Here is an 18377-nt window from a genome sequence, read left to right as displayed (position 1 = left end):
AGCCATCGTGTCACCGTCGCAGCAGCGACCCGACGCCACCGAGACCCTGACCGCGATCCTCGGGCAGCGCATCATGATCCTCGACGGCGCCATGGGCACGGCCATCCAGCGCGACCGCCCCGACGAGGCGGGCTACCGCGGCGAGCGCTTCGCCGACTGGCCGAGCGACGTGCAGGGCAACAACGACCTCCTGACGCTGACGGCTCCCGACATCATCGCCGGCATCCACCGCGAGTACCTCGAGGCCGGGGCCGACATCATCGAGACCAACACGTTCAACGCCAACGCCATCTCGCTGTCCGACTACGGCATGGAGGAGCTCGCGTACGAGCTCAACTTCGAGGCCGCCGCGCTGGCCCGCCGTGAGGCCGACGCCATGGCCGGGCGCACTCCCGACCAGCCGCGCTACGTCGCGGGCGCTCTCGGCCCGACGACGCGTACGGCCTCGATCTCCCCCGACGTCAACGACCCCGGCGCGCGCAACGTCAGCTACGACCAGCTCGTGTCCGCGTACCTCGAGGCGGCCCGTGGGCTCATCGACGGGGGCAGCGACCTCATCTTCATCGAGACGATCTTCGACACCCTCAACGCCAAGGCCGCGATCTTCGCCGTCGAGACCCTCTTCGAGCAGCAGGGGCGGCGCTGGCCCGTCGTCGTCTCGGGCACGATCACCGACGCCTCGGGGCGCACCCTCTCCGGTCAGGTGACCGAGGCGTTCTGGGACTCGATCCGGCACGTCTCCCCGCTCGCCGTCGGGCTCAACTGTGCCTTGGGCGCCAAGGAGATGCGGCCCTACATCGCCGAGATGGCCCGCCTCGCCGACTCGTTCGTGTCCTGCTACCCCAACGCCGGCCTGCCCAACGCATTCGGTGAGTACGACGAGGCGCCCGACGAGACGGCGGCCATCGTCGGCGAGTTCGCCGAGGCCGGGCTGGTCAACCTCGTGGGCGGCTGCTGCGGCACGACGCCCGAGCACATCGCGGCGATCGCCAAGGCCGTCGACGGCAAGGCGGTGCGTGAGCTCGGCACCATCGAGCCGGCCATGCGCCTCTCGGGCCTCGAGCCGTTCACCATCACCGACGACAGCCTCTTCGTCAACGTCGGCGAGCGCACCAACATCACCGGATCGGCTCGCTTCCGCACGCTGATCAAGGACGGCGACTACGACACCGCGCTCTCGGTGGCCGCCCAGCAGGTCGAGAGCGGCGCGCAGGTCATCGACGTCAACATGGACGAGGGGATGATCGACGGGGTCGCGGCGATGGACCGCTTCCTCAAGCTCGTCGCGAGCGAGCCCGACATCAGCCGGGTGCCGGTCATGGTCGACTCCTCGAAGTGGGAGGTCATCGAGGCGGGCCTCAAGTGCGTCCAGGGCAAGGCGATCGTCAACTCGATCTCGCTCAAGGAGGGGGAGGAGTCCTTCCTCGAGCACGCCCGCCTCGTGCGCAAGTACGGCGCAGCGGCGGTCGTGATGGCCTTCGACGAGGACGGCCAGGCCGACTCTCTCGAGCGCCGCAAGCAGATCTGCTCACGCGCGTACCGGCTGCTGACCGAACAGGTCGGCTTCCCGGCCGAGGACATCATCTTCGACCCCAACGTCTTCGCCGTCGCGACGGGCATCGAGGAGCATGCCTCCTACGGACTCGACTTCATCGAGGCGACCCGGTGGATCAAGGAGAACCTCCCGGGCGCCAAGGTGTCGGGCGGCATCTCGAACGTCTCGTTCAGCTTCCGCGGCAACAACCCGGTGCGCGAGGCGATCCACGCGGTCTTCCTCTACCACGCGATCGCGGCCGGCCTCGACATGGGCATCGTCAACGCCGGTGCCCTCGCGGTCTACGACGAGGTCGACGCCGAGCTGCGTGAGCGCATTGAGGACGTCGTGCTCAACCGCCGGCCGGATGCCGCGGAGCGGCTCCTCGAGATCGCCGAGGAGTACAACAAGGTCGGTCAGGCGGCCGAGGTGAGTGAGGAGGAGTGGCGCGCGCTCCCGCTCGGTGAGCGCATCACGCACTCCCTCGTCAAGGGCATCGACGCGCACATCGAGGCCGACACCGAGCTGCTCCGCGCCGACATCGCCGAGCGGGGCGGCCGGCCGATCGAGGTGATCGAGGGGCCCCTGATGGACGGCATGAACGTCGTGGGCGACCTCTTCGGGTCGGGCAAGATGTTCCTTCCGCAGGTGGTCAAGAGCGCCCGGGTCATGAAGAAGGCTGTCGCCTACCTCATCCCGTTCATCGAGGAGGAGAAGGCCAAGGACCCCGCGCTGGCCAAGGCCAAAGACACCAACGGCACGATCGTCATGGCGACCGTCAAGGGCGACGTCCACGACATCGGCAAGAACATCGTCGGCGTCGTGCTCCAGTGCAACAACTACGAGGTCATCGACCTCGGGGTCATGGTGCCCGCCCAGAAGATCCTCGACGCCGCCAAGGAGCACGACGCCGACATCATCGGGCTCTCGGGCCTCATCACCCCCTCCCTCGACGAGATGGTCGGCTTCGCCGCGGAGATGCAGCGCCAAGGCCTCACGATCCCGCTCCTCATCGGTGGAGCGACGACGTCCCGTGCCCACACGGCCGTCAAGGTCGACCAGCGCTACGACGGGCCCGTCGTCTGGGTCAAGGACGCCTCGCGCTCGGTGCCCACCGCAGCAGCCCTGCTGAGCGACGAGCTGCGTCCGAAGCTGATGGCCAAGGTCAAGGACGACTACGACGCCCTTCGGGCCCGGCACGCGACGAAGCACGAGCGGCCACTGCTGACGCTCGAGCAGGCGCGCGAGCGGCGCAGCGAGATCGACTGGTCCGGCTACCGGCCGCCGCACCCGCACCTGTTGCTCCAGCAGGACCACGACGTCTCGTCGATCACGCGCTCGCATCGGGCCTCCCAGCACGTCAAGGTGTTCCACGACTACTCGCTCGGCGAGCTGCGTCGCTACATCGACTGGCAGCCGTTCTTCAACGCCTGGGAGCTCAAGGGCAGCTTCCCCGACATCCTCAACAACCCGGCGAGTGGGCAGGCGGCGCGCAAGCTCTACGAGGACGCGCAGGCGATGCTCGACCGCATCGTCGACGAGCGTTGGCTGCGCGCCAACGGCGTCATCGGGTTCTGGCCGGCCAACTCGACCGGCGACGACGTCGAGGTCTACCTCGACGACCAGCGCACCGAGCCCCTGGCGGTGCTGCACCACCTGCGTCAGCAGGGTGACCACCGCGCCGGAGTGCCGAACCGCTCGCTGGCCGACTACGTCGCCCCGAAGGGCTCGCGCGACTGGGTCGGCGGTTTCGCCGTGACGGCCGGCCTCGGCAGCCAGGAGCGCGTGGCGAAGTTCCGGGCCGACCTCGACGACTACGACGCGATCCTGCTCGAGTCGCTGGCCGACCGCCTCGCCGAGGCCTTCGCCGAGCGCCTGCACGAACGCGTACGCAAGGAGTTCTGGGGCTACGCGCCCGACGAGCACCTCGACAACGTCGCCTTGATCAAGGAGCAGTACGCCGGCATCCGGCCTGCTCCCGGCTATCCCGCGTGCCCCGAGCACACCGAGAAGCAGACGCTGTGGCGCCTGCTCGACGTCGAGGCCAACACGGGCATGACCCTCACCGAGAGCATGGCCATGGCCCCGGGCGCATCGGTCTCCGGCTGGTACTTCTCGCACCCGCAGTCGCAGTACTTCGTCGTCGGTCGCCTCGGCCGCGACCAGGTGCAGGACTACGCCGAGCGCAAGGGCTGGACGCTCGCCGAGGCCGAGCGCTGGCTCTCCGCCAACCTCGCCTACGACCCGGAGGACTGACCCGGTGACCATCTCGCAGGCCGCGCACACCGAGAGCGCCGCGCCCACCTACCCCGCAGCGGTCCTCTGGGACATGGACGGCACCCTCGTCGACACCGAGCCGTACTGGATCCAGGCCGAGCACGAGGTCGTCGCCGAGCACGGCGGCGTCTGGAACGACGAGTTCGCTCACAAGCTGGTGGGCAACGCGCTCGAGGTGTCGGCGCAGCTGATCATCGACCAGTCCGGCATCGCGCTGACGGTGCCCGAGATCATCGACGCGCTGCTGGCGCGCGTCATCTCGCAGGTGGAGCAGCGCGTGCCGTGGCGACCGGGTGCCCGTGAGCTGCTGCTCGAGCTCGGCGCGCTCGGGGTGCCCTCGTTGCTCGTCACCATGTCGTGGCGCACTCTCGCCGACATGGTCGTGGGGCGCCTGCCCGAGGGGGCGTTCCAGGCTCTCGTGACCGGTGACGAGGTCAGCCACGGCAAGCCGCATCCCGAGCCCTACCTGGCGGCCGCCCGCCTGGTCGGTGCCGAACCGTCCGACTGTGTGGCGCTGGAGGACTCGCCCGCCGGCGTCCGTTCAGCGACCGCCGCGGGCGTGCCCACGATCGCGATCCCGCACGTCGTCCCGGTGCCCGAGGTCGAGGGCGCGGTGCACATCGACACCCTGGCGGGAGTCTCGGCCGCAGACCTCACGCGGATCGTCGCGTCGGTGCGCGCCGGACGCTGAGGCAGCTCAGGTCAGCTCAGGGCAGCCCAGGGCTGCCCAGGTCGGAGCCCGGGGTCAGCGGCCCTTGCGTCGGCTGCGTCCTGCCGCCGGACCACCGCGCCCACGGCGTGCCGCCCCGCCGGCCGACGAGCCCTTCGCGCTGTTCGGCTTCTGGCGCGTACGCGGGTGGCGGGCGCTGGCCTTGCCGCCGTCCTTGCCGCTGCCGGCCGACCCGTCCCGGGCACCCTTGGCGGGCACCTCGCCGGCCGGGGCGCCGTGGGCTCCGCGCGTGCTGCGCTCGGTGCGCCCGCGGACGATGCCGATGAAGTCCTCGACGCGCGGGTCGTCGTCGTCCACCCGCCAGGCGAGCCCCACGCCCGAGGGTGCGACACCGGCCACCGGCCGGTGCACGACGTCCTTGCGGTGGTGCAGTCGGGCCACCGACATGGGGAGGATGACGATGCCGGAGCCGCTCGCGACCACCGAGATCGCCTGCTTGGCCGTCATCGGCGGCATCGCGGACGATCGCTCGCGCGCCTCGGGTGCCGCCACCGCTGCCCACTCGGGCACCGTGCCCGGCTGCTGCATCAGCACCTCGGTGGCGAGGTCGGCGACGTCCACCTCGTCGAACGCGGCGACGACGTGCTCCTTCGCCACCACGACGACCGGGACCTCCTCGTACAGGGGGATGACGTGCAGGCCATCACGCTCGACAGGCAGGCGGAGCAACGCCATCGAGGCCGTGCCGTCGCGCAGGTGGCCCACGGCCTCGTCGTCGTCCACCGGGACGGCCTCGATGGGGGAGTCGGGCAGTCGCCGCTCCCACACCCGCAGCCACTTGTCGGGCGTCACGCCGGGGACGAACTCGACGCGGAACGGCGGCCCGCCGTCCGGCGGGCTCCCTGCTGCGGCTTCGGACACCTCACGAGCGTAGAGGACCACGCCCGAGGGACCGCCACGGTGTCACGTCGGCCCCCGCGCACGCCCTAGGCTGGAGCCATGCCCTCGCCCAAGTCGCAGACGATGAAGCCCCAGACGGCCGCCAAGAAGCTCGGGGTGCTGCTGTCGGAGACACCTGCGGACTTCCAGGACGGCGTCGTCAGCCGTGACGAGCTCAACGCGCTGCAGGCCGACCCGCCCGAGTGGCTCGCGTCGCTGCGCCGCAACGGGCCGCACACCCGACAGGAGTCGGCCCGGCGCCTGGGCGTCTCCGGAAGCGGGCTCGTGCGCGCCGGCGTGGGAGAGCACCTGACGACCGACGAGATCAAGACGCTCCTCGAAGAGATGCCGTCGTGGCTGGTGGCCGAGCGCGACATCCTCACCCAGGTTCGCGCCGAGGACGCCCGCGTGCAGGCCCGCAACGCCGAGCGCGACTGAGGCGCAGCGGTTTTCGGACTCAGCGGTGCTGGGCGGTCCACGCCCCGGCCACTGCCGCTTCGGCGACGAGGTCGGCCACCTCGACGTGGTCGTGGCGCACGAGCCCCGTGGTCACCCGGACGTGGCCGGCGGTGCCGCTGACCGGCTCGACCGAGAACGGTGAGCCCGGGGTGACGGCGATGCCATGGCTGGCCAGCCGGAGGACGGCGGCCGCCTCGTCGCGCACGGGCACCCAGATGTTGAGCCCATCGGAGCCGGGAACGGTGATGCCGTGCTCGGTGAGTCGCGTCACGACGAGCTCGCGGCGGCGCGCGTACTCCGCTCTGGCAGAGGCGATCTGACGCTGACACGCCTGGTCGCTGAGCAGCGATTCGAGGACGCGTTGGAGCAGCCGGCTCGTCCACCCCTGGCCGAGGGCGCGCGAGTGACGCACCGGGGCGAGCAGCGCCGCTGGGCCGCTCAGGGCCGCGATGCGCAGGTCGGGACCGTGGGACTTGCTGTAGCTGCGGATGTGCAGCACCTGGTCGGGCATCCAGGTCCCGAGGCTGATCGGGGACGAGGTGGAGATGGGGCCGCTGGAGTCGTCCTCGATGACGATGCAGTCCTGTCCCTTGAGGAGCGTGGCGAGGCGACGGGCCCGGGTGGGTGACATAGAGATGCCGGTGGGGTTCTGACCGCGCGGCTGGATCACCACGGCGACCGGCCGGCGGGGGAGCAGGGCCTCGACCCGATCGAGGTCGATGCCGGTCTCGTCGAGCGGCACACCCACCACGTCGACGCCCCTGTCCTCGAGCAGGTCGAGCAACGGTGGGAACCCTGGGTTCTCGACCACGACCAGGTCGCCCGGCCGGAGCAGAACGCGCGTGACGAGGTCGAGGGCGTCCATGGCGCCATCGACCACGAGGAGCTCCTCGGCGGCATACGGCCAGTCGTGGAGCAACGCGCTTCGCAGGCCGTCGAGGAGTGGGTCGTCGAGATAGCTGCTCGGGGTCGTCAGGTCGTCGAGACGGGCCAGCACCGAGTGCAGCGACGGCAGCAGCCGACCGTCGGGGATGCCCGTCGACAGGTCGAGGCTGACCGGTGACTCGTGGCGCAGGGCGCGGCTGTAGCGCTCGCCGCCGCGCGTCGTCGGAGCGACCGTGGTGCCGCGGCGGCCGTCGGACCGGATCGTGCCCGACCGGGCGAGCAGCTGCCAGGCGGCGCTGACCGTGGTGGGCGACATCATCAGCTCCTCGGCGACCCGACGGATCGGCGGCAGGTGGTCACCGGGCAGCAGGGTGGCGTCGCGGATCGCCCGCGACACCGCCTGTGCCAGACCCTTCGCCGTCGGCGCGTCGAGGCGCTCCTCGATGGCGGAGATCTGGGCTCGCATGTTCGTAACATAGCAATGTGCGCTTTGTGTGGGTCGGTGCTGGCACGTAGCGTTGCCGCATGACCAGCCCCACCGTGAACGTCATCGACCACTGGATCCAGGGTGTGCGGGTGCCCGGCGAATCAGGCCGCACCGCGCCCGTCCACGACCCTGCGACCGGCCGGCAGACAGGTGAGGTCGCCCTCGCTTCGGCCGCCGAGGTCGATGCCGCGGTCAAGACCGCTGCCGCCGCGAGTCGCGACTGGCGTACGAGCTCGCTCTCGAAGCGGGCGGCGGTGCTCTTTGCCTTCCGCGAGCTGCTCCACACGCACACCGACGAACTCGCCGCGATCGTGACCGCGGAGCACGGCAAGGTGCTCTCCGACGCCGTCGGCGAGATCGCCCGCGGCCTCGAGAACGTCGAGTTCGCCACCGGCGTACCGCAGCTGCTCAAGGGCGGCTTCTCCGAGCAGGCCACCACCGGAGTCGACGTCTACAGCATCCGGCAGCCGCTCGGCGTGGTCGCCGGCATCACGCCGTTCAACTTCCCCGTCATGGTGCCGCTCTGGATGTGCGCCAACGCGATCGCCTGTGGCAACACGTTCGTGCTCAAGCCCAGTGAGAAGGACCCGTCGGCCGCTCTGTTCCTCGCCGAGCTGTGGAAGCGGGCTGGCCTGCCGGACGGCGTCTTCACCGTCGTGCACGGCGACAAGGCGGCCGTGGACGCGATCCTCGACCACAAGGACGTCGCCGCGGTCAGCTTCGTCGGGTCGACCCCGGTCGCCAAGTACATCTACGAGCGCGGCACTGCCAACGGCAAGCGGGTCCAGGCGCTGGGCGGAGCCAAGAACCACGCCCTGGTGCTGCCCGACGCCGACATCGACATGGCGGCCGACGCCATCGTGTCGGCTGCCTACGGGGCGGCGGGCGAGCGGTGCATGGCGCTCTCGGTCGCCGTCGCGGTCGGCGGCATCGGTGACGAGCTGGTGCGCGCCGTCTCCGACCGGCTGCCCGCGCTCACGGTGGGGCCCGGCGCCGCCCAGGGGACCGACATGGGCCCGCTCATCACGGCCGAGCACCGCGACAAGGTCGCCGGCTACGTCGCTGAGGGCGCGGCCGCCGGGGCCACCGTCGTCGTCGACGGCCGCGACCAGCACGTGCCGGCCGACGGCTTCTTCCTCGGCATGACGCTGCTCGACGACGTGACACCCGACATGACCGTCTACCGCGACGAGATCTTCGGTCCGGTGCTCTCCGTCGTGCGGGTCGACACCTACGAGGAGGGCCTGGCCCTCATCAACCGCAACCAGTACGCCAACGGCACCGCGATCTTCACCCGCGACGGCGGCGCGGCTCGCCGCTTCCAGAACGAGGTCGAGGTCGGCATGGTCGGCATCAACGTGCCGATCCCCGTGCCCGTCGCCTACTACTCGTTCGGCGGCTGGAAGGACTCTCTCTTCGGCGACACCCACATGTACGGACCCGAGGGGATCAGCTTCTACACGCGCGGCAAGGTGGTCACGCAGCGCTGGCCCGACCCGGCGACGTCCACCGTCGACCTCGGCTTCCCTCGCACCCGCTGAGCGCGCTACAGACAGGAGCATTCCCACCATGACCGACCTGGACCGCCGCACCGTCGTCAAGGACCTGCTCGACCAGATGGGCGAGGACGAGGTGCGAGCCCTCGACCGAGCCCACGTCTTCCACTCGTGGTCCGCCCAGGGGCTCATCGACCCGCTGCCCATCGCCCGCGCCGACGGGTCGTACTTCTGGGACTACGCCGGCAAGCGCTATCTTGACTTCAGCAGCCAGCTCGTCAACGTCAACATCGGCTACAACCATCCCAAGGTCGTGGCCGCGATCCAGGAGCAGGCGGGCCGGCTCGCGACCATCCAGCCGTCGTTCGCCAACGACGCCCGCAGCGAGGCCGCCCGGCTCATCACCGAGGTCGCCCCCGAGGGCCTGTCGGCGGTGTTCTTCACCAACGGCGGTGCAGAGGCCAACGAGAACGCGATGCGGATGGCACGCCTGCACACCGGGCGCCACAAGGTGCTGGCCACCTACCGCAGCTACCACGGCGCCACCGCCGGCTCGATCACCCTCACCGGCGACCCCCGCCGCTGGCCGTCCGAGCCCGGCTACCCCGGGGTCGTGCACTTCTGGGGCCCCTACACCTACCGTTCGGCCTTCCACGCCCAGGACGACGAGCAGGAGCGCGACCGGGCGCTCCAGCACCTCCGCGACACGATCATGGTCGAGGGCGCCCACACCATCGCCGCGATCATCCTCGAGACGGTCGTCGGCACCAACGGCATCCTCGTGCCGCCGGACGGCTACCTGCAGGGCGTGCGCGACCTGTGCGACGAACACGGCATCATCCTCATCGCCGACGAGGTCATGGCCGGCTTCGGGCGCTGCGGCGAGTGGTTCGCAGTCGACCACTGGGGCGTGCGTCCCGACCTCATCACCTTCGCCAAGGGGGTGAACTCCGGCTACGTGCCGCTCGGAGGCGTCATCATCTCCGACGAGATCCGCGCCACCTTCGACGAGCGCGCCTTCCCCGGGGGACTCACCTACTCAGGTCATCCCCTGGCGTGCGCGTCCGCAGTCGCCTCGATCAACGCCTTCCGCGACGAGGGCATCATCGAGAACGCCCGCATGCTCGGCACCGACGTCATCGGCCCACGGCTGCGCGAGATCGCGGCGAGGCACCCCAGCGTGGGCGAGGTGCGGGGACTCGGCGTGTTCTGGGCCGTCGAGCTCGTGCGCGACCGCGAGACCCGCGAGCCGCTCGTGCCGTACAACGCCGGCGGGGAGGCGGCTGCCCCGATGACCGCTTTCGCGGCTGCGTGCAAGGAACGCGGCCTGTGGCCGTTCACCCACTTCAACCGCACGCATGTCGTCCCGCCCTGCACGACCACGCCCGCGGAGGCCGAGGAGGGGCTCGCCGTGCTCGACGCGGCGCTCGACGTCGCCGACGAGTTCACCGCCTGACCGGAACGAGCGGGGAGGGCGTATGCCGTCGGGCGCGGACCGCGGGTCCACACCGGACGGCAGGCGCGCCGCGCTGCCGAGTGACGGCATACGCCACCTGGCGGGGATGGCAGGGGACGGCGTACGCCCTCGGGGACGCGTTGCGTCGCCGGTCAGGCGTCGATCTCGACCAGCCCCGTGACGGTGGGGTCGACGGCTCGGTCGGCGGCGTCGACCGGCAGCGGGGGCGGGGTGCCGCCCCAGGCCGGGCACAGCGCCCGGTGCTCGCACCAGTCGCAGAGGCGGCTGGGACTGGGGCGCCAGTCACCGGTGGTGGCTGCGCGCTCGATCGCGGCCCAGAGCGCCTTGACCTTGCGCTCGGTGCCGAGGAGGTCCTGCTCGTCGGGCTCGTAGGCGACGATCTCGCTGTTGCCGAGGTAGACGAGCTGGAGGCGCTTGGGAATGACGCCCCGCTGGCGCCAGAGGACGAGCGCGTAGAACTTCATCTGGAAGAGGGCCTTGGCCTCGAAGTGCTCGGACGGCGAGCGTCCCGTCTTGTAGTCGACGACGCGCATGGCTCCCCCCGGGGCTACGTCGAGGCGGTCGACGTAGCCCCGCAGGACCAGGCCGTCGATCTCGGTCTCGACGTAGAGCTCGCGCTCGGCGGGCTCGAGCCGGGTGGGGTCCTCGAGCCCGAACCACGTCTGGAGCAGCGACGCCGCGCCGGCGAACCACTCGTCGGTGCGGCCCTGCTGCTCGGTCAGCAGCTCGAGCATCGCCGGCTCTTCCTCGGCGAGCCGATCCCACTCCTGGGGGACGAGACCGACAGCGGCGTCGATGGTGCGCTCGGCCGCCGGGAGGTCGAAGAGTCGCTCGAGGACGGCGTGGACGAGCGTGCCCCGAGCCGTCGCCTGGGTCGGCGGCGAGGGGAGCTTGTCGATGACCCGGAAGCGATAGAGCATCGGGCACGACATGAAGTCGGAGGCCCGACTCGGGGACAGCGCTGAGACCATGTCCCGACTGTATGCCGCGGCGGCGACAGGGCACTGACGCGACCCACAGGCAGCGGATCGCACCGGCACAGGTCGGTCCGGCGCGCAGGCCCTAGGGTTGGAGCATGAGCACTCCCGCCCGCCGGGGCACCTCCCACGGGTGGCGGATCGGCAGCCTCGCCGGCACCCCGGTGTACCTCGGCCGATCGTGGCCGCTCATCGCCGTGCTCATCGTCGTGGTGTTCGGCCCCAACCTCGCGCGCGCCGACCGGGGCCCGGCCTATGGCTACCTGCTGGCTGCCGGCTACGCCGTGCTGCTGCTCGTGTCGGTGCTCGTGCACGAGGCGGCCCACGCCCTGGTGGCACAGTGGCGCGGTCACCCGGTCAGCCGCATCGTGGCCGACGTCTGGGGCGGCCACACCGTTTACGACGCGACCCGCAGCTCGCCGGGCACGACCGCCCTCGTGGCCGTCGTCGGTCCGCTGTCGAACCTGCTCCTGGCGGCGGTTGTCTGGGGCGTCCGGGCGCTCACCACGAACGAGACGGCCCTGACGCTCCTGGGCATCGTGGCGTTCGCGAACCTGCTGGTCGGCCTGTTCAACCTGCTGCCGGGACTGCCCCTCGACGGCGGCCAGATCGTGAGCGCCCTCGTCTGGCGGGCCACCGGCAGCCGGGGGCGCGGGCTCGTCGCCGCCGGGTGGCTCGGCCGCGTGGTCGCGGTGCTGACGGTGGCCTGGTTCGCCGTGCGGCCTCTGGTCGAGGGACGCGCCCCCGAGATCTTCGACATCGTCTGGCCGGTGGCGATCGCCTTCTTCCTGTGGCAGGGCGCGACGGCGGCCGTCCGGGCCGGTCACATCCAGGAGGTCACCTCCGGGCTGGCGACCGACGTGCTCGAGCCGGTCGTGCTCGTCGCCGGCAGCACGACGGTCTCCGAGGTCGAGACGGCTGTCTCACAGGGTGTTCACGTGGCCGCCGCAGACCCTGCGGGGTGGCCGTTGGGGCTCGTCGACGCGGCGTCCGCGGTCGGTGTGCCGGAGGAGGCCCGCGGCCGCACGGCCGTCGCGTCGGTCACCATCGCCCAGCCCGTCTCGTGGGTGGTCGCCCTGGCGGACGACGCAGTGCTGACCGACCTGATCCGCGTGATGAGCGAGCGTGACCTTTCCCAGGCCGTCGTCATCGACGAGGCCACGCGCGACGTGCGTGGACTGGCCACGGCCGAGCGCATCAACGCGGTCGTGGGCGCCGAGCTGGGACGCCGCGGTCGGCGCTGACCGGCCCTGACCAGCGCTGACCTGACCGGGCTGTCCACATCCCCCTGACCTCAGGTGCGGCTTTCCACAAGAGGGCCGCCCGGGTGCACCGGGCGGAGAGGTCGGCGAGCGTGGGCCCAGAGCCCGATGGGCGGGCCGAAGGGAGTGACCATGGGCACGAGCAGGACGCCGACCGAGACGCCGAACGAGACGCCGACCGACCCGCCGGCGGGAAGGAACGAAGTCGGGCTCGCGGGCAGGGTCGCTGCCCCGCCCGACGAGCGCGAGCTGCCGAGCGGCGACCGCATCGTCACCCTGCGCGTGGTGGTTCCGCGCGCAGACCCGCCCCGCCGCCGCAAGGACGCCGCTGACGGGCCCCGCCGTGCCACCGTCGACACCATCGACGTCGTGTGCTGGACGGCCACGACCCGTCGCACCGCCCTGCGGCTGCAGGCGGGTGACCTGGTGGAGCTCGACGGGTCCCTGCGTCGGCGGTTCTTCGGTGGCCCCACCGGTCGACAGAGCCGCTACGAGGTCGAGGCGGGCGCCCTCCGTCGCGTGTCCGGACGCCGCTCGACGGGCACCTAGACTGTGCTCCCATGACCGACGCCGCGCAGTCCCTCGTCACCGGTGCAGCCCACAACCGTCGCGGCGTCTTCGAGGTGGGGGAGCGGGTGCAGCTGACAGACCCGAAGGGCCGTCTGCACACCATCACGCTCGAGCCCGGCCGCGAGTTCCACACCCACCGCGGCTTCCTGCGCCACGACGACCTCATCGGCTCGCACGACGGCTCCGTCGTGACCAACACAGCCGGCGTCGAGTACCTCGCGCTCCGCCCGCTCCTCAGCGACTACGTCATGTCGATGCCTCGCGGGGCCGCGGTCGTCTACCCCAAGGACTCGGGCCAGATCGTCCAGATGGCCGACATCTTCCCGGGGGCGACGGTGGTCGAGGCCGGCGTCGGCAGCGGGGCGCTGTCGATGTCGCTGCTGCGGGCCATCGGCGAGAGCGGCCGGCTGCTGTCGTTCGAGCGTCGCGAGGACTTCGCAGACATCGCCCGAGGCAACGGGCGCGCCTTCTTCGGCGGGGACCACCCGGCCTGGACCGTGACGGTCGGCGACCTCGTCGAGTCGCTGCCGGAGGTGGCCGAGTCCGGCACCATCGACCGCGTGGTGCTCGACATGCTCGCGCCGTGGGAGTGCCTCGACGCCGTCTCGGAGGCGTTGATCCCCGGTGGGGTGCTCATCTGCTACGTGGCCACGACCACCCAGCTGAGCCGGGTCGCCGAGGGCATCCGTGCCCACGGCGGCTTCACCGAGCCCTCTGCCTGGGAGTCGCTCGTGCGTGGCTGGCACCTCGAGGGGCTCGCCGTGCGCCCCCAGCACCGCATGCACGGGCACACCGGCTTCCTCATCACCACCCGCCGCCTGGCGCCGGGTGTCGACGCACCCGAGCGCAAGCGACGCCCGGCCAAGGGGGCCTACAGCGACGGCAACGGCACCGACGTCTCCATCGCCGGGGCCGTCGACGGGCCCGCTCCGATCCCCGGTTCCACTGCCGCCACCGACATCCCGGCCGACGCCTGGACCCCCGAGGCGCTCGGCGAACGGGTCAAGAGCGACAAGACGATCCGACGCCTACGCCGATCAGTGGCTGAAACGTCCGACGACTTGGGCTGACGCGGGGTTAGGGTCGAATCGTCACTGTGTGCGAGTGACGGATGAGGAGGCCACGATGTCTGACGACGTCCGCAACCCAGACCCTGAGAGTGCCGCCGGCGCCGGAGTTCCCGACGTGGGGGACCGCGAGCTCGCGGCCCTGCGCGCCGAGGTCGAGTCTCTTCGCGAGGTGGCACGGCACTCGCCGCAGCGCACCCGCGAGCTGGAGGCACGGCTGGCGCACGTGCAGACCAGCCTGTCGACGCTCTCGTCGCAGAACGAGCGCCTCGTGCGCACGCTCAAGGACGCTCGCGAGCAGATCGTCACGCTCAAGAAGGAGGTCGACCGTCTCGCGCAGCCCCCGAGCACCTACGGCCTGGTGGTCGACGCGCCCGACGACGGAGCGATCGACATCCTCACCGGTGGCCGCAAGATGCGGGTCGCCATCAGCCCGTCCGTCGACCAGCAGCAGCTGGGCCTGGGCCGCGAGGTGATGCTGAACGAGGCTCTCAACGTCGTGTCGGTCCACGGCTACGAGCGCGTCGGCGAGGTCGTCACGGTCAAGGAGCGCCTCGAGTACGACCGAGTCGTCGTGGTGACGCACGGTGACGAGGAGCGGGTGTGCCGCATCGCCACGCCCCTCCTCGCCGAGCACATTCGGGTCGGCGACTCCCTCACCCTCGACCCCCGGTCCAACTTCGTCCACGAGCTGATCCCGAAGCTCGAGGTCGAGGAGCTCGTCCTCGAGGAGGTGCCCGACGTCGACTACGCCGACATCGGTGGTCTCGCCGGGCAGATCGAGCAGATCCGCGACGCCGTCGAGCTGCCGTTCCTGCACCCCGAGCTCTACAAGGAGCACGCCCTCAAGCCACCCAAGGGAGTGCTGCTCTACGGGCCGCCCGGCTGTGGCAAGACGCTCATCGCCAAGGCGGTGGCTGCCTCGCTCGCGCGCCAGGTCGCGGCGCGCACCGGCAAGCAGACCGAGAAGAGCTACTTCCTCAACATCAAGGGCCCCGAGCTGCTCAACAAGTACGTCGGTGAGACCGAGCGGCACATCCGCCTGATCTTCCAGCGCGCCCGCGAAAAGGCTTCTGACGGAACGCCCGTCGTCGTCTTCTTCGACGAGATGGACTCCCTCTTCCGCACGCGCGGTTCGGGTGTGAGCAGCGACGTCGAGACGACCATCGTGCCGCAGCTGCTCGCCGAGATCGACGGCGTCGAGCGGCTCGAGAACGTCATCGTCATCGGAGCCTCGAACCGTGAGGACATGATCGACCCCGCGATCCTGCGGCCCGGCCGGCTCGACGCGAAGATCAAGATCGAGCGGCCCGACGCCGAGAGCGCGCGTGACATCTTCAGCAAGTACCTCACCCACACGCTGCCGCTGCACGAGCACGACCTCGCCGTCAACGGCGGAGACCGCGAGGCGACGGTCGAGGCGATGATCACGGCGGCCGTCGAGCGCATGTACTCCGAGATGGAGGAGAACCGCTTCCTCGAGGTCACCTACCAGGGCGGCGACAAGGAGATCCTCTACTTCAAGGACTTCAACTCGGGCGCGATGATCCAGAACATCGTCGACCGGGCCAAGAAGCTCGCGATCAAGGACTTCCTCCTCACGGGCCAGAAGGGCATCCGCGTCGAGCACCTGCTGGCCAGCTGCGTCGACGAGTTCAAGGAGAACGAGGACCTGCCCAACACGACCAACCCCGACGACTGGGCGCGCATCAGCGGCAAGAAGGGCGAGCGCATCGTCTACATCCGCACGCTCATCAAGGGCAAGGACGGCACCGAGCCGGGTCGTTCGATCGCCACGGCCAACACCGGTCAGTACCTCTGACACCTCACGTATGCCGTGTGGTCCGCGAGGCGGTCCACACGGCACACGTGTGCGCCCCCTCGACGCTGAGGCGGGGCTGGGCCTTTCGTCGCTTGCGGAGGGCAAATCTTGGCCTCTCGACGTTCGCGAGGGGGCGAATTTTGGCCTCTCGACGGGTGGGGTCAGGTGCGTGCGGGGGTGCGGCGGGCGGCATACGCCCCCAGGGCCCGCCAGCCGAGCAGGAACACCGCCAGCACGACCGAGGCCACGACGACGAAGCTGACCGCGGTGCCGGAGCCGACCGCGCGCCGCAGCACCATCCCGACGAGCACCGTGGCGAACCACACCGTGACGCCGGGAGCGACATCCACCGGCCACGTCCGCCGCATGGCGCGGACGACGAGCCAGCCCAGTGCCGTGCCCACGAGGAAGGGCCACGCGGTGCTGAGCGCGCCGACGACGGGGTTGGTCTCGTCGTGGCTGGCGCGTCCGACGGCCGCGAAGACGACGACGAGCGCCGCGTCGACGAGGAGGGCCGGCCCGGGGCGGCGCCACCAGGGGGTGCCCGTCATGCGTGCGTCTCGAACGGCAGCTTGGCCTGGGGCGGAGCGTGGGTCGGGTCGACGCCCTCGAACAGGGAGCTGACCGAACGGCCGTGGTGAATACGGCTGATCGTCTCGGCGAAGAGGGCCGAGACCGACCGCACCTTGAGCTCGGGCCAACCCTCGGGCGCCGGCACCGTGTCGGTGGTGACGACCTCGGTGACGAAGGGGTGGTCGCTGAGCCGCTCGACGGCCTTGCCGGCGAAGAGGCCGTGGGTGCAGACGATGGCGGCCTCGGTGGCGCCGGCGTCCTTGAGGCGGTCCATGAGCTCGAGCATCGAGCCGCCGGTGGCGATCTCGTCGTCGAGGATGATCGCTCGCCGCCCGGAGACGTCTCCGACGATCGACTCGATGACGACGCGGTCGTCGGCAACGCGCTGCTTCGAGCCCGCCGCGACGGGCAGGCCCAGCAGGCGGGCGAACTGGGTGGCAACCTTGGCGTTGCCGAGGTCGGGGCTGACCACGATCGAGTTCGTGAGGTCGGCGTCGCGGAAGTGGTCGGCGAGCACGCCGATCGCGGTGAGGTGGTCGACGGGGGTCGAGAAGAAGCCGTGCACCTGCGGGGCGTGGAGCGCCATCGTCAGCACACGGTGCGCGCCGGCCGTCGAGATCATGTCGGCGACAAGACGGCCCCCGAGGGAGATGCGGGACGCGTCCTTCTTGTCGGACCTCGCGTAGGCGTAGTGCGGCATGACGGCAGTGATCTGCGCCGCCGAGGCGCCCCGCGCCGCGTCGATCATGAGGAGCAGCTCCATGAGGTGCTCCTGGGTGGGCGGCACGAGCGGCTGCACGATGTAGACGTCTCGCTGGCGGCAGTTGGCGAGCAGCTGCGCCTGGAGGCAGTCGTTGCTGAACCGCTTGATGTCGACGGGGGAACGCGTCACCCCGAGGTGGGAGCAGATGCGGTCGGCGAACGCAGGGTGCGCGGAGCCGCTGAACACGACGACATCGTTCACTTCGAGACCATCCCTCACGAGACTCGCGTGCCTCCGCAGACTATCCGACGCTCCCGGGATGTGCGTGGCCCGAGACCCACTGAGCGAGCTCGAGACGGGCGGCGCCCCCGGCCCGGGTGGCGCCCGGGAAGCTCATGAAGCCATGTGGCACCCGGGGGTAGTTCGTGTGACGCACGGTCGTGCCTGCCTCGCGCAGCACCGTGGCGTAGCGACGGCCCTCGTCGCGCAGCGGGTCGAGGTCAGCCGTCTGCACGAGGGTCGCCGGGAGTCGCTCGTGGTCCGGTGCGTGCAGGGGCGACACGAGGGGGTCGCGACGGTCGAGCGCATCCTCGCCGTCGCCGAGGTAGTGCGCGAGGAACGCGTCCATGTCGGGCCGCGTGAGGATCGGCGCCTGCGCGTGCTGGGCGACGGACGGGCTGCTCATCGTGGCGTCGACCGCGGGGTAGAGCAGCGCCTGGTACGTGACGTCGGCGGGGTCGTCACGGAGCACGTGCGCCGCCACGGCGGCGAGGTTGCCGCCTGCCGAGTCGCCGGCAAGGCCGATCCCCGTGGGGCGGATGCCGTCCGCCGGCCCGAGGGACGACACCCAACGGACCGCATCGACGCAGTCGTGCGCGGCCTGCGGTGCGCGGTGCTCCGGCGCCAGCCGGTAGTCCACGTTCAGCACGACGACCCGGCAGGTGTCGGCGAGCCACGCGCAGATCGGGTCGTAGCCGCGAGTGTTGCCGAGCACCCACCCGCCGCCGTGGAACCACAGCAGAGCCGGCAGCGTGTCGCCGCCGGCGTCCCGGCGACGGTAGGTGCGGACTGCGATCGAGGCGCCGTCGCGGGCGGTGAACGCCGTGGCGCCGACCAGCACCGACGACGGGACGGGTCCTGTCACCCAGGTGTATGGGGGTCGAGGTGGCGTGAACAGCG

General features: G+C 70.9%; 15 protein-coding genes. 9 read left to right on the top strand and 6 right to left on the bottom strand.

Translation table 11 applies throughout. The features are described 5' to 3' along the window. The first annotated feature begins 7 nt into the window (after nt 1-7). The gene (metH, locus tag AB4091_RS12335; protein ID WP_442292040.1) at nt 8-3790 is read left to right on the top strand and encodes a methionine synthase; all 3783 of its coding nucleotides are present in this window, start codon (nt 8-10) and stop codon (nt 3788-3790) included. Nucleotides 3791-3794: 4 nt separating this feature from the next. Further along, on the top strand, nt 3795-4502 hold the full coding sequence (locus AB4091_RS12330) for an HAD family hydrolase (protein ID WP_442292039.1): 708 nt from the start codon (nt 3795-3797) through the stop codon (nt 4500-4502). 54 nt (nt 4503-4556) lie between these two features. On the opposite strand, the gene AB4091_RS12325 is transcribed toward AB4091_RS12330, so the two are convergent. Continuing rightward, on the bottom strand, nt 4557-5402 hold the full coding sequence (locus tag AB4091_RS12325; RefSeq protein ID WP_442292038.1) for a LysR substrate-binding domain-containing protein: 846 nt from the start codon (nt 5400-5402) through the stop codon (nt 4557-4559). Nucleotides 5403-5480: 78 nt separating this feature from the next. Here AB4091_RS12325 and AB4091_RS12320 point away from each other — a divergent pair, with 78 nt between their 5' ends. Continuing rightward, nucleotides 5481-5858: a DUF5997 family protein gene (locus tag AB4091_RS12320; RefSeq protein ID WP_442292037.1), complete on the top strand. Its 378-nt coding sequence runs from the start codon at nt 5481-5483 to the stop codon at nt 5856-5858. A 19-nt stretch (nt 5859-5877) separates the two neighbouring features. Here the strand turns inward: AB4091_RS12320 and AB4091_RS12315 are convergent, their stop codons facing one another. After that, entirely contained in the window at nt 5878-7230 is a 1353-nt protein-coding gene (locus tag AB4091_RS12315) for an aminotransferase-like domain-containing protein (RefSeq protein ID WP_442292036.1), read from the bottom strand. Nucleotides 7231-7289: 59 nt separating this feature from the next. Between AB4091_RS12315 and AB4091_RS12310 the strand changes: the two genes are divergently transcribed. Both AB4091_RS12310 and AB4091_RS12305 read left to right on the top strand, forming a co-directional pair. Further along, nucleotides 7290-8792 carry a CoA-acylating methylmalonate-semialdehyde dehydrogenase gene (locus tag AB4091_RS12310; RefSeq protein WP_442292035.1) on the top strand — a complete coding sequence of 501 codons (1503 nt, stop codon included), beginning with the start codon at nt 7290-7292 and terminating at the stop codon, nt 8790-8792. 28 nt (nt 8793-8820) lie between these two features. Next, nucleotides 8821-10203 carry an aspartate aminotransferase family protein gene (locus AB4091_RS12305; protein ID WP_442292034.1) on the top strand — a complete coding sequence of 461 codons (1383 nt, stop codon included), beginning with the start codon at nt 8821-8823 and terminating at the stop codon, nt 10201-10203. Nucleotides 10204-10355: 152 nt separating this feature from the next. Here the strand turns inward: AB4091_RS12305 and AB4091_RS12300 are convergent, their stop codons facing one another. Then, nucleotides 10356-11195, bottom strand: coding sequence for a RecB family exonuclease (locus tag AB4091_RS12300; RefSeq protein ID WP_442292033.1), 840 nt, complete (start codon nt 11193-11195; stop codon nt 10356-10358). A 104-nt stretch (nt 11196-11299) separates the two neighbouring features. Here AB4091_RS12300 and AB4091_RS12295 point away from each other — a divergent pair, with 104 nt between their 5' ends. From AB4091_RS12295 to arc, 4 genes are all read left to right on the top strand, one after another. Beyond that, on the top strand, nt 11300-12445 hold the full coding sequence (locus AB4091_RS12295) for a site-2 protease family protein (protein ID WP_442292032.1): 1146 nt from the start codon (nt 11300-11302) through the stop codon (nt 12443-12445). 150 nt (nt 12446-12595) lie between these two features. Further along, nucleotides 12596-13012 carry a single-stranded DNA-binding protein gene (locus AB4091_RS12290; protein ID WP_442292031.1) on the top strand — a complete coding sequence of 139 codons (417 nt, stop codon included), beginning with the start codon at nt 12596-12598 and terminating at the stop codon, nt 13010-13012. A gap of 11 nt (nt 13013-13023) precedes the next feature. Further along, nucleotides 13024-14103: a tRNA (adenine-N1)-methyltransferase gene (locus AB4091_RS12285; protein ID WP_442292030.1), complete on the top strand. Its 1080-nt coding sequence runs from the start codon at nt 13024-13026 to the stop codon at nt 14101-14103. 55 nt (nt 14104-14158) lie between these two features. Further along, nucleotides 14159-15922: a proteasome ATPase gene (gene arc, locus AB4091_RS12280; protein WP_442292029.1), complete on the top strand. Its 1764-nt coding sequence runs from the start codon at nt 14159-14161 to the stop codon at nt 15920-15922. Nucleotides 15923-16083: 161 nt separating this feature from the next. Here the strand turns inward: arc and AB4091_RS12275 are convergent, their stop codons facing one another. The 3 genes from AB4091_RS12275 to AB4091_RS12265 are packed head-to-tail and all read right to left on the bottom strand — an operon-like array spanning nt 16084 to nt 18342. Further along, nucleotides 16084-16473: a DUF3054 domain-containing protein gene (locus AB4091_RS12275; protein WP_442292028.1), complete on the bottom strand. Its 390-nt coding sequence runs from the start codon at nt 16471-16473 to the stop codon at nt 16084-16086. Then, nucleotides 16470-17459, bottom strand: coding sequence for a ribose-phosphate diphosphokinase (locus AB4091_RS12270; protein WP_442292027.1), 990 nt, complete (start codon nt 17457-17459; stop codon nt 16470-16472). Before AB4091_RS12270 ends, AB4091_RS12275 begins: the two co-directional genes overlap by 4 nt. Before the next feature lie 40 nt (nt 17460-17499). Then, on the bottom strand, nt 17500-18342 hold the full coding sequence (locus AB4091_RS12265; RefSeq protein ID WP_442292026.1) for an alpha/beta hydrolase: 843 nt from the start codon (nt 18340-18342) through the stop codon (nt 17500-17502). Between the last annotated feature and the right edge of the window lie 35 nt (nt 18343-18377).

This window comes from Terrabacter sp. 2RAF25 (assembly GCF_052115265.1).
Taxonomy (GTDB): Bacteria; Actinomycetota; Actinomycetes; order Actinomycetales; family Dermatophilaceae; genus Terrabacter.
This window is presented reverse-complemented; position numbering and strand designations above follow the sequence as displayed.

Coding starts and splice junctions, on each gene's coding strand:
- AB4091_RS12320 (WP_442292037.1), top strand. CDS start 5,481: ATGCCCTCGCCCAAGTCGCAGACGATGAAGCCCCAGACGGCCGCCAAG.
- AB4091_RS12315 (WP_442292036.1), bottom strand. CDS start 7,230: ATGCGAGCCCAGATCTCCGCCATCGAGGAGCGCCTCGACGCGCCGACG.
- AB4091_RS12310 (WP_442292035.1), top strand. CDS start 7,290: ATGACCAGCCCCACCGTGAACGTCATCGACCACTGGATCCAGGGTGTG.
- AB4091_RS12305 (WP_442292034.1), top strand. CDS start 8,821: ATGACCGACCTGGACCGCCGCACCGTCGTCAAGGACCTGCTCGACCAG.
- AB4091_RS12300 (WP_442292033.1), bottom strand. CDS start 11,195: ATGGTCTCAGCGCTGTCCCCGAGTCGGGCCTCCGACTTCATGTCGTGC.
- AB4091_RS12295 (WP_442292032.1), top strand. CDS start 11,300: ATGAGCACTCCCGCCCGCCGGGGCACCTCCCACGGGTGGCGGATCGGC.
- AB4091_RS12290 (WP_442292031.1), top strand. CDS start 12,596: ATGGGCACGAGCAGGACGCCGACCGAGACGCCGAACGAGACGCCGACC.
- AB4091_RS12285 (WP_442292030.1), top strand. CDS start 13,024: ATGACCGACGCCGCGCAGTCCCTCGTCACCGGTGCAGCCCACAACCGT.
- arc (WP_442292029.1), top strand. CDS start 14,159: ATGTCTGACGACGTCCGCAACCCAGACCCTGAGAGTGCCGCCGGCGCC.
- AB4091_RS12275 (WP_442292028.1), bottom strand. CDS start 16,473: ATGACGGGCACCCCCTGGTGGCGCCGCCCCGGGCCGGCCCTCCTCGTC.